Here is a 13,208-nt window from a genome sequence, read left to right on the forward strand (position 1 = left end):
AGGTAAATATATGAAGGCATTATGCTGGAATGGCACCCATAATGTAAGCGTTGAAAATGTACCAGATCCAGAAATACTTAATCCACGAGACGCGATTATCAAGATCTCCACTACAGCTATCTGTGGATCCGACCTGCACCTTTATGATGGCTATATTCCTAGTATGAAAAAAGGCGATATTCTAGGCCATGAATTTATGGGCGAGGTGGTTGAAGTCGGCAAAGGGGTTGATAATCTACAAAAGGGCGACCGCGTGGTTGTGCCCTTTACCATTGCTTGCGGCCATTGCTTTTTCTGCCAGCGAGAAATGTGGTCCTTATGCGACAACTCTAATCCAAATGCATGGCTAGCGGAAAGCTTATATGGACAATCGGCAGCTGGACTCTTTGGCTATTCGCATATATATGGTGGCTACGCCGGGGGACAAGCGCAGTATGTACGTGTTCCCTTCGCCGACATTGGTCCGATTAAAGTTCCTGACAATCTAACAGATGAGCAGGCCTTGTTCCTGTCAGATATCTTCCCCACCGGCTATATGGCTGCGGAAAACTGCCAGATCCAACCGGGAGATACGGTAGCGGTCTGGGGCTGTGGCCCTGTTGGACAATTTGCGATTCAAAGTGCTTATATGCTGGGTGCGGAACGTGTTATTGCCATTGATCGCGTCCCCGAACGTTTGCAGATGGCAAGGGAACAGAGTAAGGCTGAAGTCATTAACTACGAAGGTCAGGATGTTGTCGAGTTGCTCAAACAAGCGACCGGAGGACGTGGACCGGATGCCTGTATCGACTCAGTTGGCCTGGAAGCTCATGGAACCTCACCAGGAGCGATCTTAGATACGGTCAAGCAAAAAGTACATCTAGGAACCGACCGTCCACATGTGTTGCGTCAGGCGATTCAGGCCTGCCGAAAAGGTGGAACGGTTTCGCTACCAGGCGTCTATGGAGGCTACCTGGACAAAATTCCAATGGGAGCCGCCTTTGGTAAAGGTCTGACATTTAAGATGGGACAGACACACGTCCATCGCTACCTCAAACCTCTACTCAAGCGAATTGAATCCGGGGAGATCGATCCTTCATTTGTCATCACCCATCGCATGACACTGGATGAGGCACCCCATGCCTATGACATTTTTAAACATAAAGAAGATAATTGCATCAAAGTTATCCTCAAGCCTAATGGCTAATGCACTACACTCTATAAAAAAACACATGGACGATTACAGTCGTCCATGTGTTTTTTTATAGAGCACATCATTCTTTTGCTGCTACACTCAGAAACACTCTTAATTCTTCTGCGATACGATAAAGAGGCGCGCCCGAATGCTGGATACGACTTAAGATCGTGCCACCTTCAATTGAAGCTACCACAAACTCTGCCAGAGTGCTCGCTTTTTCAGTGGAAAAGCCACTATCAACCAGTTTATGAAAAAAAGCATCCTGGATTAATTGATAGGCTTCCCGGCAGACAGTATTCAGTCCATCATTCGAATTAACCGTCTCCAGAGCAACAATCATGAGCGGTCCACCAGCCTGATAATCCGACAACTCAATGTACTGAGCAATATATCCCACAAAAACCGAGATAGCCTCGGCTGGATCAGTATAAGTAGCCAGATGAGTCTGGATGCGCTCTGCAATTGTTTGTGAAGTAGAACGAATAGCCTCGCCAGCCAACTCTTCCTTCCCTTTTGGAAAATAGTAGTACAGAGAACCTTTGGGAGTACAACTTTTTATCAAAATCTGGTTTAAACCAGTCGCATGATATCCCTGCGTTTTAAGCAGGTTACTGGTAGTATTAAGAATACGCTCTCGTGTTGATGCCATATTTTACACTCCTCTATTTTATATTAGAAGCAGTTTGTATGCCGTATTGAAAAATAGATAAGACCCACAAATAATTTACGCTGGGAAATTGTATTTTTTGTCTCTCTGAGGTAAACTACTAACAATTTCGTAGTTTTTAAAATTTAGCTCAGGAAAATAGACTCTTCACAACTTTAGTGGAGGAGAATGCATATTGATACTTTATCATTTTTAAAGTTACTTCAATTAGCTGATAGTGCTCTACCTATTGGTTCAACGGCACATTCATTTGGTCTAGAAACATTGACCGTTGAAGATGATTTGAGTGTAACCCAATTAGAGAGCTTTTTTCAACAGTTTCTGTTGGAAACAGGTCAGCTTGAAAGCAGCTTTTGTCGATTTAGCTATCGACTGGCACAACTGCCTGATACTGACCAGCTAACACTCAAATGGTCCACACTCAATATGCATTTGAGTGCGTTTAAAACTGCTCGTGAAAGTAGAATTGCCAGTGCCACACTGGGACGCCGTTTCTTACAATTAGTACTCTCTCTGGAAGATAATGCGCTATTGCGCCAAATTCTACAAACAGCCAAAATCCAACAAACAGATATCCACTATAGTACAGCCTTTGGCCTGGTTAGCGCAATCTCAGGTATTGATGAAACAACCACCGTCCTGGCCTATCTTCAACAGTCACTGACAGGCTTCATATCAGCCTGCCAGCGACTCCTCCCCCTAGGACAAAGTCAGGCGAGCGGTATCTTATGGCGCTTAAAACCCATTCTGATCGATGTGTCCCAGAGAAGTCTGGATACCAGCGAGCAGCTTGAAGAACTCACAGTTTTTACACCGTTACTTGATATAGGGAGCATGCGACATCCACTGGTTACTACACGACTGTTTATCAGTTAAAATAAGAGAGAAGCATCTATCCCCGCTCAGCGCTGAGCAGCAATACTATTGCATCTGGTGTGTAAACGCAATGCCGCGCCTGCCTGCTCCACGCAATGATTTGTCTTCCTCTATTAGACAAATATTGTGAAGATAGAAAGTTGAGTACGTAAAGATTCAAACCATACTCATGTCCAAAAAGCCTGTGCAGGGTACATTACATCTCAACTTTACCTGCGATACCATAATGCAACGAACGCGGATGCAGGTACTTGAGCAAAGTCCACCACTCAAAGTAATTCGAGCCTTTCCGCTCTCTACTGGTGGTGCATTGGTTCATCTCCACAATATTTCAGGCGGCATATTAGGTGGAGATCAGTTAGAACTAAAAGTAGAAGTCGAAGCAGGTGCCTATGCCCAGCTCACCTCCACCAGCGCTACACGTCTCTATCGGACCCACCCAGATGCCTCTCCCTCCCAACAAAAAACAAGCATCCAGGTAGCCACAAACGGTCTGCTGGAGTATGTTCCCGATCCACTGATTCCTTTCGCGGGATCCCGTTATCAACAACAAACCCTGATCCAGTTAGAGCAAGGAGCAGGGCTTTTCTGGTGGGAGACCATTGCGCCTGGTCGTACGGCTCGTGGTGAAGTATTTGACTATGACCTGCTTCAGATCAGTAGTCGCATTAGCGCGGCAAACAGGCCAATCGCCATCGAACAGATCAAATTGCAGCCCCAACAAAAAAATCTTTCTTCTCTGGCAAGGCTTGGACCCTATACATATTTTTGTAGCTTCTATATATGTAAAGTAGGCCTGGATGGCAGCCAATGGTTACAACTTGAACACGAGCTAAATAACATGGCTCAACAACTCACCATTGCTAACGAAATGCTCTGGGGAGTAAGTACGCTGACCGCGCATGGATTAGTTGTTCGCGGACTCAGTAAACGTGGCACAGCTATTCCGGCTGGTTTATTTACCTTCTGGCATCTGGCAACACAAGCGCTTTATGGACGGGACGCCATCCCGCCACGAAAAATATACTAATCGATCAGACTGCCTCAAGGCAGATGAGAAGAGGAGTTAGCGATGTTACTGACACAGCGTGAACAAGAAAAATTGCTGATCTTTGTGGCTGCGGAACTGGCCCGCAAACGGCAGGCCCGAGGACTCAAACTGAATTATCCAGAAGCGATCGCCATTATCAGCGCTGAAATCATGGAAGCAGCCCGCGATGGCAAAACAGTTGCCGAAGTCATGACCTTCGGAGGATCGATCCTCACACGTGAAGATGTCATGGATGGCATCGCTGAAATGATTCCCGAGGTTCAGATCGAGGCCACATTTCCTGATGGTACCAAGCTAGTCACCATCCATGATCCTATTAACTAAAAAACGCAGGAGGAGATCCATGAAACCAGGCGAATATCTACTTAACGATGCGGCTGGCGATATCGAACTCAATGCAGGCAGGACAACCACGACCCTGCTCGTCCGTAATCTGGGCGATCGTCCTGTTCAAGTAGGCAGCCATTTTCACTTTTTCGAAGTAAACACAGCGCTAGACTTTGCCCGCGAACAAGCCTATGGCATGCGCTTACATATCGCCGCCGGCACCGCAGTTCGCTTTGAGCCCGGAGAAGAAAAGGAAGTTCAGCTGGTAACCCTTGGAGGTAACCGTATCGTCCACGGCCATAATGGACTCGTCAACGGCGCGCTAGCCATCAAAAAAGACCAGGCATAAAGATACGCTAGCAGCAAAAGGCCCAATAAACGCCATGTGCAAAATTTGCACATGGCCGCTCTTTTCAAGTTCTCCCCACACCCACTCTCTTGAAGTTCTCTCCACACCCACTCTCTTGAAAAGGAAGATGGTGAGGCGGTCGCGACTGCCTCACCATCTTCCTTTTCAAGAACAAGCGAGCGCTGTAGGCGCGAGGTGTGCGGGATAACATTCGCACATGACGTTAATTAACATGCTGGCGTAGAAAATCCAGAACAATATGATTAAATTCTTCAGGCTTCTCCATGCCAGGCATATGAGCAGTCTGTGGAATATGAACCTGCCTGGCACCTGCAATGCCCCTGGTTAGTTCATCCACAATAACAAGTTTATCCGGAATATCCAAATCACCAACTATGAGCAGGGTCGGAGTAGATATTTCACTCAACCTATCAACTGCTGGCGGGGTCAGAGGAATATTTTCGGCTTCTTCTGGAACAGGTATAGTGAAGGCATGCATTTGCATCTGCCGCACGCGTTCTCTCACTGCAGGAGAGACCTGTTCAGGAGTGCGGTATGGACCATCAACCCACATACGTAGATTGAGCTCGGTAGCTCCAATCAGATCATCTTTTGCAAGATACTTGTTCTCTTCTACAGCAAACTGCCGCTCTTGTTCTGCGGGTGGGCGCCCACTGATGCTTGGAGCAACAAGGACCAGACCAGCAACCATGTCTGGATAAGCCAGAGCAAAATCGAGCGCGACCTTCCCACCAAATGAAACACCGAGAACATAAGCTTTTTCCACGTGTAAATGTCTGAGCAAGTTGGCTGCATCCGCATGATTTGAAACCTTGCCAGCAGGCAATTCTGTCCTACCATAGCCTCTCAAATCAAAAGAAATGACGCGGTAATGAGAAGCGAAAAAATCGAACTGCTCATCCCACATCCGGCTATCAGCAATACCCGCATGGATCAAGAGGAGAGGGTGGCCCGAGCCCGCAACTTCGTAATATAAACGCTCACCCTTGTTACCAAGGAAACCAGTTTCTTTTTGTAGTGTTTTCACAAAAAATCTCCAGCAAATTAGACAGATATCTATCTGTTATGAACATACTAGCATCTGCTCTCCAAACAGGAGGAGAGACCTATCAACACAAAAAATGCCTACGCATAGTCAGTAATAAAAGGCTGGCTTATGCAAGTAAATTCTACTTCATAAGTAGATGTGTGATGAGATCTTAAAGAGAATGAGGCAGATAGATGCTGTCCAGAAAGGCTGCCTCACATAATAGAATGTTCTTATCCATTGGAGTGCTCCTTTCTATTACTAGAGGAAAACAACGCTTATTTGGTGATTGTACTCGATTGATTGTACAAAGTCAATAGAAATTCATAGCACAAAATGAAGTGTTATCGTAGATATTCAGCAATTTTTCAATAGTATTGAGCAAGATACAAAAACACAAAGGCTATTCTTGAGAGTATAGTTATCCCTACCAACCCATGTTCAGCACAAACAATACCCCACAGAAGGAAGAGAAAGCAATGGCACTCCCACACACTTCCGGTCCTCTACATATAGAGGTATATACACCAGCGCAAAAAGATAGAGTTGTGCGCGTTTTCCAGGAGCTGACCTCAGCTTTTCCCTATGTAGCAGAAATGTCGGAAGCACTTTTTGAAGAGCGTGTGCTCAACAAATCCTATTTTGATGCTCAAGGCTTGCTAATCGCATATCATGGAAATCGCGCTCTGGGGCTATTTCATGGCACATTCGCCCCTGGGAGAGAAAAAGAGCATGGTCTGGATGTAACGCGAGGAAATATACGGCTGCTGCTTTTTCCGACGGAGGAGGTGGGGATGGGAAATGCACTCTTGGAACAGGGACTGAACTATTTACAGAAACAGGGTGCGCGTGAGATCCTGGGCTGGTCCAGTTTGGCTGGCTATCCTTTTTATAAAGGCATCTATATGGGAACCGAACCGGTGCTCTCGGCCAGTCTTCCCCATGTCGTTGTCAGGCTGGTGCAGAAAGGATTTCAATTACAACAACATTCCGTCTTTCTGGCCAGAACGCTGGATGAACACGCCCCTCTTGCGCATGTGAATCGATCTCTTGAACTGAAGGATGGACTGCTGGCCTTTGAGTCTGCATGGCAAAAAGAGTCATGGCATGGTCTTCAGCCTCAGCATATTCATGCTTTCATCGATGGTAAACGGGTAGGACAACTGATATGGGCTCTGCTGCCAGATCTACAGAGTAAAAGAGGTTGCCTGGTGGGATCAATCGCCAGCCTATCGGTAGACGAACAGGTTCAACGACGAGGGATAGGGAAAACGCTGGTGGGCGCTGCCTTAAACAGAATGTATAAAGCTGGAGCCAGAGAGGCAACGGTAGCCACGACGCAGAATAATACAGCCGCCCTTCACACGTATTATGCGTGGGGATTTATAGAGAAAGAACTGCTACTAGGATATGTGTATCATCCTACTTCCCAGAAAGAAGAGGTATAAATATGGCCGCTACGTCATTTCGCCACAGGGTACTCTTGAATTGGATCAACGATATCTCGACGATCGCGCGCAGAGGAAAGCGCTGGCCGATCATTGATCTTGATGAGCAGACCTTACACGATTATCGAGAGCTATTTTCAGTAATCAAACGATGGGGCTTTGATACCGTGGCGATCTGGGGCCTGTTTATCAGCCATAGCTGGAATCCAGATATCAAGCACTCCATTAGTGAAAAGCGTAAACACGATATTCGTGAGCTAATTGATACAGCTCATGCACAGGGCATTCGTGTCCTGGGAGGATTAGGCCTCTATAGCTGGGGCTTTGAGGAGATCATTCGCACATATCCAGAAGTCGCAAAAGAGGAGGGCCGCTTTTGGTGGGGTAATTTTGTCTCGGATAATGGTGTGGCTATGTGCTACAGCACCGAACTTGCTAAAGTATGGCAACGCAACGTGATCGATTTCATGGGCAATTTTGGCCTGGATGGCTTTGAGATGCAGTCCGCGGACCAGGGCAGATGCGCTTGCCATGAATGTCGGAAGATGGGAGAAATGGAATATCATGCGGCCGTAAACGCTGAGTTTGGAGCATACATCCGAGCAAAATGGCCAGCGATGACAATCGCGGTAAGCGGCTGGGGCATGTCGTTTCGCGATGAAACGGATATACCCTATTTACGCAAGATGAGCGCGCCATTAGATTATATGATAGATGTGACAGACCAATCTATCACAGGCAGCAGACCGATCCGCAAGCAGCTTATCCAATCATTGGAAAGTAGTTTTGGTTCTCTGGGAGGAACAATCCTGGTTCCTCCACAGCGTTGGGACCGGCTACGCTGGTTTTTGCCACATGCTGAATTAAGTCGCAACCACATTGCATCCCTGGCAGCGGATGGTGGCAACGCGTTTGAGTTTTTCGCCGGTCCGCTGGTAAACCCACAATATGAAATGATGACGAAATTTGTCGGAACAATACTGACCCAACCAACAATGAGTACGCACGAGGGGCTAGCACTGGTAGTGGAGGACATGTTCGCACCGCGTAATGCAGGGGTACGAGAAGATCTGGTACAGCTGTTTTTACAGGCCGAAACAGACTATTTTTCCAGAATAGAACCGGTATCAGGCGAGTTCGATTTTGAGCCTCTGATCGGTGAGGAGGCTGGTCCAGCAATCTACCTGGATCGCCTGCCAGGAGATACATTGCGCCAGTATCGGCAGGATCTACGTAAGTGGCGCGAGGCATTTGCGCAAACGATCAAAGAAATAAATAAAATAGAGACAGGAATAAAAGTGGTGCAGTGCATAGGTGCCATACTTGAGGATATCGATGAACGAATGACGTTCCATTCAATCCTGTAAGCAAAAACTAGCCGCTATTCTACATTGTGCAATCCCTGGATCGATTTACGAAAGGCTGATGGTGTTTTCCCTTCCAGGCGCTTGAAATTGTGGATCATGGAGTATTGACTGGGAAAACCTACCATCCGGCCAATCTGCTCGATACTCTGGTTGGATTTCATAAGCAAGTATTTTGCCCTGGTAACCCTGCGTGAGATCACATACTCCAGGGGTGTCACATGGACATGTTTTTTAAATTCGCGAATAAAGTGGTATGTACTGATGTTCGCAATTTTTGCCAGGTCCTCTACAGCAAGCTTTTGTTCCAGATGTTGTTCGATCCATTGTTTCACCGGCACAATCCAGGTAGGCTGGAATGACGACATTCCAGCTTTAGCAAATAGGAAAGCATAAAATTGCATAAGCAACAGATAGATCAGCGCTGAAACCTGCGCTTCCCAGTCTGATGACTGCCCTTCAACATACGCAAGAATCTTTATAAATAGAGATTCGATACTCGCTGACTCCAGATGCAAGATGACAGGATTTTGTAGCTGGAACCAGCTTCCTGGCAGATGAGCCAAATCGTGATAGTGAAAATTCAGATAGAAAAATTCATAGGGATCACATTCATCGGAGATATAACCGTGATCGGCCTGGAGATTTAAAAGCACAAGATCGCCTTGCGCAAACGTATAGGGGACACCTTCCACAAAGAGTTTTCCTTTGCCAGCGGTTACATAAAAAATTTCATAACTATGCACATTACTGCGAAAAAATCGTTCATCAGGAGAAGTTTTGGCGAAGCCGACAATAGAGCAATAGAGGAGATTTTCCTGTGCATGCTTGCTCACCAGAGGGAGAAAGGTCACATAATCCCTCACACATTTCCTCCATAGAAAGAGCAAGATATCAACACAAGTAGTCAAAATAAAAACACCAAAAAGGTAGATTTAACTGTATAATTATTGGCATTCAATGTCAATAGCCCTGAGGAGTAAGATAGGGCTATTTAAAAGCCGTCCTTCCTCACGCCTGCGGCGCTTGCCCAGGGAATGTTGTATGTGTTTTGCGAGCTGAGCTCGCAAAACACATACAACATTCCCTCTTTCCGGCTCGCTTGCGAGCCAGGCCCGGAAGGAAAGCGAAAATGAAATAGTTCTGAGGAGTAAGAGGTACTATAATGGATGAGACGCTGCTAAAGGCAATGGCATCAAATCGGTCTCTGTTCAACCAAACGCTGGGCTACGGGACAGAGGGCAAAGTTTCTCTCAATGCAGAGGTCTGCTGGTCTTATACTGGATACCCGCACTCCAATTATGTGTTTGACCTGCACTTTCGGGAGGAGTCTGTACAAGAAAAGGTCGAGACCGTACTGAGAATATTTCAAGAAAAACAGGCTCCTACCACGTGGATCATCGATCCTCTTTGCACGCCAGATACCCTGGCCACTGTGCTGAGCCGCTATCCACATGCATATAAAGGACAATTTACAGCCATGGCCTTGCAGTTACGTGATTTTTCTGAATATGAGGAGCAGCCAGAGGATTTTTCGCTTGCAGAGGCCTCTTCACAGGCCGATCTGGAAGTCTGGGGGAAGGTCTTATGCGACGGATTTGGGATTGGAGAGAACCAGGCGCATGAGTATCAACGTGTATACATCAATGCCGCCCAGGCCGCTGGACCACATTTCACCTTCCGGAATTTTATCGGTTTTCGCGCCGGAAAACCGATCTGCGCCACCTCTCTTTTAGTAGAAGGTACGATGGCTGGCATCTACTGGGTCACCACAATACCAGAGGCACGGCGGCAAAAGGCCGCAGCGACAACCTTATCCCGCGTACTTGCCCTCGCAAAGAAGCAAGGGTGCGAGTGGTCAGTATTACAGTCCACAGCCATGGGAGCAGGATTGTATGCCAGCCTGGGCTTTCGTGAGTACTATCGCGAAACCTATTTTGAGGACCTTACCCTTGCCTGAACCATCCATCTACTGGCGTTTAGTATGCACCATTCGCACTCTGCTTGCAGCCAGTGTCCAACATAACTCGGCTCAACGAATCTGGTAAAGGACGGCCGCAAAGTTCATCCCTGCGGCCGCCTGACCTTAACTGAAAGAGATATCATCAACATAGACATTACCCTGTCCTGACCAGGAATTAAATACAGCAGATATCATGCTCTTATTGGTAAGCGCCAACTTCATGACCTCAAACTATTGTTACGGCATTGAAATGAAACGGGCATTAGAGAAACTTGAAAAAGGCGAAGCTCATATTGTCCCCATCCCCCATCCTCCAGAGTAATTAATTTGTTTCATTTTTGACCTCTTGACTTAAAGCGCTTTAAGTTTTCTATACTAGAGCCATGAGAGATGGCATCAAGCATACCAAAGTCAGAATCATTCACGATTCATGAATTGTCTCAACAGAGTAGTCTGCCTGAGCCCACGCTTCGATACTACGAGAAGATTGGCATCATACAACCTGTTCCGAGGGATCCAAGTAGTGGTCACAGACGGTATCCTGCCGATACTGTGCGTATGGTCAAGACGCTTGTTTGCCTTCGCGCCAGTGATCTCCCAATAGAAGATATGCGAACGTATCTGCAATTGCTCGAGAAAAGAACACAGGGTGCGATACAACAAAAGGAACTCTCTCATACGCATAGCAAGAACTCGAATATCAAATCGAGCACTTACAAATTAGAAAACAGTATATTGAGGGAAAAGTTGCCTATTGGGATGCCTTGGAACGGAGAGATACTGAGGCAGCCCAGAGCATAACTGAAGAAAATCATCGTATTGCTGCAAAGCTTATATAGTGATCGAAAGGAACAATTATGGAACGTATTACGACACCTTTTGGATTTTTCTCTACTGCTGATGAAGTAGCAGAAGGCATTGATGTGTCAGGCAAACAGGTGGTGATTACCGGAGGGGCATCGGGGATCGGCCTGGAAACGGCACGAACGCTGGCCCACATTGGAGCCGAGGTGACACTTGCCGTGCGAAATACCGACGCAGGAAAACAGGCTGCAACAGACATCATCACCACCACAGGGAACCAGAATGTTCATGTCGCCCGGCTCGACATAGCTGATCGAACATCAATCTCCGAGTTTGTTGCCACGTGGACCAGACCACTAGATGTCCTTATTGCTAACGCCGGAGTCATGGCAACACCAGAACAGCGTACACCTGAGGGCTGGGAAATGCAGTTTGCCACCAATTACCTGGGACACTTTGCCCTGGCCCTCGGCCTTCACGACGCACTGGCCGCTACGGGGAACGCACGCATTGTCGTGGTTAGTTCCTCCGGGCATCTAATCTCGCCAGTGGTTTTCGACGATATTCACTTTGCCTTCCGCCCCTATGATCCACTCCTTGCGTATGGGCAGTCCAAAACTGCGACTATCCTCTTCGCAGTCGGAGCCACTGCTCGCTGGGCAAACGATGGTATCACAACCAATGCATTGATGCCAGGGGCGATTGCAACCAACCTCCAGCGTTACGTCGGAGGTCTTCGGACCCCTCCAGAACGACGGAAAATGCCACAGCAGGGGGCAGCCACTTCTGTCTTATTGGCCGCATCGCCGCTCCTTCAGGGCGCGAGTGGACGATACTTCGAGGACTGCAATGAGGCTCTCGTGGTTACGAATGGCAATGGCTACATAAGTGGTGTGGCATCCTATGCTCTCAATTCCGAGAATGCTGATCGTCTCTGGGAAACATCATTGCGCTTCCTTGCCTGATACTTCTGTTCTCTCTTCAATGTACCTCTTTATGACTCAAGGAAAGGAAATACCATGAACACTCTGCAAACGAGCATGACCATTGGCTTCGTGGGCCTCGGGGATCAGGGGGCTCCGATCGCGCGCGCCATTTCTGAAGCTGGCTATGAGCTACATGTATGGACGCGACGTCCACAGTCGCTCGAAGCGTTAACAGGAGTGAAGTATAAAGCATATGACACGCTCAGTGAGATGGCGGCAGCGAGTGACGTGGTGGGGCTCTGCCTCACCGAAGACTCTGATATCTGGCACATTGCTCTTGACGGTGGCCTTTTGGCAAATATGAAACCGGGATCTGTGCTGGTCAACCATGGGACAGGTCTCCCCGCGTTTGCCGCCGAACTCACCACCATTGCGTCTAAATACCAGGTCAACGTTATCGACGCACCGGTCAGCGGCGGCCATCCAGCTGCAGTTGCTAAGCAGCTTTTGACAATGGTTGGAGGAGCGCCTGAGGTGGCGGAACGTTGTCGCCCTGTCTTTGAAACATTTTCAAAGACAGTCGCATACATGGGAACGGCAGGTTCAGGGCAGATGGCCAAGCTTATCAATAATGCCTTATTGATGATGAATCAGAAGAATATTGAAGACATCCTCCAATTTGGAGAACACATTGGCCTCGCCATCCCTGCTCTTGTCGATGTGCTACGTGCGGGAACCGCAAGAAGTTACGCGCTCGAAGCGCTGGGAACAGCCATTACCACCGAGAAGGCCTCCCATCTACAGAAGCTCCAACTCATCGATATGGACCTGTTCGCCGAAGCTGTCACGTTAGTCGGCTACGAAGCAGAAGCCATTACCAGATATGCCGTGGCTGGAGCAACTGGCCTGACTGCTGTCGCGCAATTGGTCGACGTGAAGTGAACGGCTAAGACCAGAACGGCCGCGCCACATCTCAAAAGGGATAAAACCTCCTTTTGAGATGTGGCGCGGCACCTCGTCAATAATGGGTCTCTAGATTGGCAGTGGTAAAACATACGCTAAGTGTTCCGCATCACGATCGCTTCGTTCGCAAGCTGAAAATACACATTTCATGAACGGCTTCAAGTGTTTATTGAAAGGCTATTTTGCCACAATATTTCATTTTATATCCTTTCTAAAAGATCATACATGCATATAAGGTTACAGAT

The 13,208-nt window shown here is 47.5% G+C and carries 14 protein-coding genes; 11 read left to right on the forward strand and 3 right to left on the reverse strand.

The features are described 5' to 3' along the window. The first annotated feature begins 10 nt into the window (after nucleotides 1–10). On the forward strand, nucleotides 11–1,186 hold the full coding sequence (locus tag EL633_RS30410) for a zinc-dependent alcohol dehydrogenase (RefSeq protein WP_126630980.1): 1,176 nt from the start codon (nucleotides 11–13) through the stop codon (nucleotides 1,184–1,186). A 67-nt stretch (nucleotides 1,187–1,253) separates the two neighbouring features. Here the strand turns inward: EL633_RS30410 and EL633_RS30415 are convergent, their stop codons facing one another. Then, nucleotides 1,254–1,826 carry a TetR/AcrR family transcriptional regulator gene (locus tag EL633_RS30415; RefSeq protein ID WP_126630981.1) on the reverse strand — a complete coding sequence of 191 codons (573 nt, stop codon included), beginning with the start codon at nucleotides 1,824–1,826 and terminating at the stop codon, nucleotides 1,254–1,256. 186 nt (nucleotides 1,827–2,012) lie between these two features. On the opposite strand from EL633_RS30415, the gene EL633_RS30420 reads away from it, so the two are divergent. The 4 genes from EL633_RS30420 (at nucleotide 2,013) to EL633_RS30435 (ending at nucleotide 4,447) form a co-directional block, all read left to right on the forward strand. Further along, complete coding sequence (locus EL633_RS30420; RefSeq protein ID WP_126630982.1) at nucleotides 2,013–2,720, forward strand: urease accessory protein UreF; 708 nt, start codon at nucleotides 2,013–2,015, stop codon at nucleotides 2,718–2,720. A gap of 169 nt (nucleotides 2,721–2,889) precedes the next feature. After that, nucleotides 2,890–3,750, forward strand: a complete 861-nt coding sequence (locus EL633_RS30425) for an urease accessory protein UreD (RefSeq protein WP_126630983.1) — start codon at nucleotides 2,890–2,892, stop codon at nucleotides 3,748–3,750. Between the two features lie 42 nt (nucleotides 3,751–3,792). Then, nucleotides 3,793–4,095 carry an urease subunit gamma gene (locus tag EL633_RS30430; RefSeq protein ID WP_126630984.1) on the forward strand — a complete coding sequence of 101 codons (303 nt, stop codon included), beginning with the start codon at nucleotides 3,793–3,795 and terminating at the stop codon, nucleotides 4,093–4,095. Between the two features lie 19 nt (nucleotides 4,096–4,114). Then, entirely contained in the window at nucleotides 4,115–4,447 is a 333-nt protein-coding gene (locus tag EL633_RS30435; protein WP_126630985.1) for an urease subunit beta, read from the forward strand. A gap of 223 nt (nucleotides 4,448–4,670) precedes the next feature. On the opposite strand, the gene EL633_RS30440 is transcribed toward EL633_RS30435, so the two are convergent. Further along, nucleotides 4,671–5,495: an alpha/beta fold hydrolase gene (locus tag EL633_RS30440; RefSeq protein ID WP_126630986.1), complete on the reverse strand. Its 825-nt coding sequence runs from the start codon at nucleotides 5,493–5,495 to the stop codon at nucleotides 4,671–4,673. A 479-nt stretch (nucleotides 5,496–5,974) separates the two neighbouring features. Here EL633_RS30440 and EL633_RS30445 point away from each other — a divergent pair, with 479 nt between their 5' ends. Then, nucleotides 5,975–6,943, forward strand: a complete 969-nt coding sequence (locus EL633_RS30445; protein ID WP_161982558.1) for a GNAT family N-acetyltransferase — start codon at nucleotides 5,975–5,977, stop codon at nucleotides 6,941–6,943. Nucleotides 6,944–6,945: 2 nt separating this feature from the next. After that, on the forward strand, nucleotides 6,946–8,310 hold the full coding sequence (locus tag EL633_RS30450) for a hypothetical protein (RefSeq protein WP_126630988.1): 1,365 nt from the start codon (nucleotides 6,946–6,948) through the stop codon (nucleotides 8,308–8,310). 14 nt (nucleotides 8,311–8,324) lie between these two features. Here EL633_RS30450 and EL633_RS30455 read toward each other — a convergent pair whose 3' ends face one another. Further along, nucleotides 8,325–9,173: an AraC family transcriptional regulator gene (locus EL633_RS30455; RefSeq protein ID WP_126630989.1), complete on the reverse strand. Its 849-nt coding sequence runs from the start codon at nucleotides 9,171–9,173 to the stop codon at nucleotides 8,325–8,327. Nucleotides 9,174–9,472: 299 nt separating this feature from the next. Between EL633_RS30455 and EL633_RS30460 the strand changes: the two genes are divergently transcribed. From EL633_RS30460 to EL633_RS30475, 4 genes are all read left to right on the forward strand, one after another. After that, the gene (locus tag EL633_RS30460; RefSeq protein ID WP_126630990.1) at nucleotides 9,473–10,267 is read left to right on the forward strand and encodes a GNAT family N-acetyltransferase; all 795 of its coding nucleotides are present in this window, start codon (nucleotides 9,473–9,475) and stop codon (nucleotides 10,265–10,267) included. A gap of 393 nt (nucleotides 10,268–10,660) precedes the next feature. Continuing rightward, complete coding sequence (locus EL633_RS38325; RefSeq protein ID WP_126630991.1) at nucleotides 10,661–11,071, forward strand: MerR family transcriptional regulator; 411 nt, start codon at nucleotides 10,661–10,663, stop codon at nucleotides 11,069–11,071. 56 nt (nucleotides 11,072–11,127) lie between these two features. Next, entirely contained in the window at nucleotides 11,128–12,039 is a 912-nt protein-coding gene (locus tag EL633_RS30470) for an SDR family NAD(P)-dependent oxidoreductase (protein WP_126630992.1), read from the forward strand. Nucleotides 12,040–12,093: 54 nt separating this feature from the next. Beyond that, on the forward strand, nucleotides 12,094–12,942 hold the full coding sequence (locus EL633_RS30475) for an NAD(P)-dependent oxidoreductase (protein ID WP_246039298.1): 849 nt from the start codon (nucleotides 12,094–12,096) through the stop codon (nucleotides 12,940–12,942). Nucleotides 12,943–13,208: the final 266 nt, after the last annotated feature.

The sequence above is a fragment of the Dictyobacter alpinus genome (assembly GCF_003967575.1).
GTDB classification, from domain to species: domain Bacteria; phylum Chloroflexota; class Ktedonobacteria; order Ktedonobacterales; family Ktedonobacteraceae; genus Dictyobacter; species Dictyobacter alpinus.

What these genes read in the sequence shown, in the direction of transcription:
- EL633_RS30410 (WP_126630980.1), top strand. Translation starts at nt 11, where the DNA reads ATGAAGGCATTATGCTGGAATGGCACCCATAATGTAAGCGTTGAAAAT.
- EL633_RS30415 (WP_126630981.1), bottom strand. Translation starts at nt 1,826, where the DNA reads ATGGCATCAACACGAGAGCGTATTCTTAATACTACCAGTAACCTGCTT.
- EL633_RS30420 (WP_126630982.1), top strand. Translation starts at nt 2,013, where the DNA reads ATGCATATTGATACTTTATCATTTTTAAAGTTACTTCAATTAGCTGAT.
- EL633_RS30425 (WP_126630983.1), top strand. Translation starts at nt 2,890, where the DNA reads ATGTCCAAAAAGCCTGTGCAGGGTACATTACATCTCAACTTTACCTGC.
- EL633_RS30430 (WP_126630984.1), top strand. Translation starts at nt 3,793, where the DNA reads ATGTTACTGACACAGCGTGAACAAGAAAAATTGCTGATCTTTGTGGCT.
- EL633_RS30435 (WP_126630985.1), top strand. Translation starts at nt 4,115, where the DNA reads ATGAAACCAGGCGAATATCTACTTAACGATGCGGCTGGCGATATCGAA.
- EL633_RS30445 (WP_161982558.1), top strand. Translation starts at nt 5,975, where the DNA reads ATGGCACTCCCACACACTTCCGGTCCTCTACATATAGAGGTATATACA.
- EL633_RS30450 (WP_126630988.1), top strand. Translation starts at nt 6,946, where the DNA reads ATGGCCGCTACGTCATTTCGCCACAGGGTACTCTTGAATTGGATCAAC.
- EL633_RS30460 (WP_126630990.1), top strand. Translation starts at nt 9,473, where the DNA reads ATGGATGAGACGCTGCTAAAGGCAATGGCATCAAATCGGTCTCTGTTC.
- EL633_RS38325 (WP_126630991.1), top strand. Translation starts at nt 10,661, where the DNA reads ATGGCATCAAGCATACCAAAGTCAGAATCATTCACGATTCATGAATTG.
- EL633_RS30470 (WP_126630992.1), top strand. Translation starts at nt 11,128, where the DNA reads ATGGAACGTATTACGACACCTTTTGGATTTTTCTCTACTGCTGATGAA.
- EL633_RS30475 (WP_246039298.1), top strand. Translation starts at nt 12,094, where the DNA reads ATGAACACTCTGCAAACGAGCATGACCATTGGCTTCGTGGGCCTCGGG.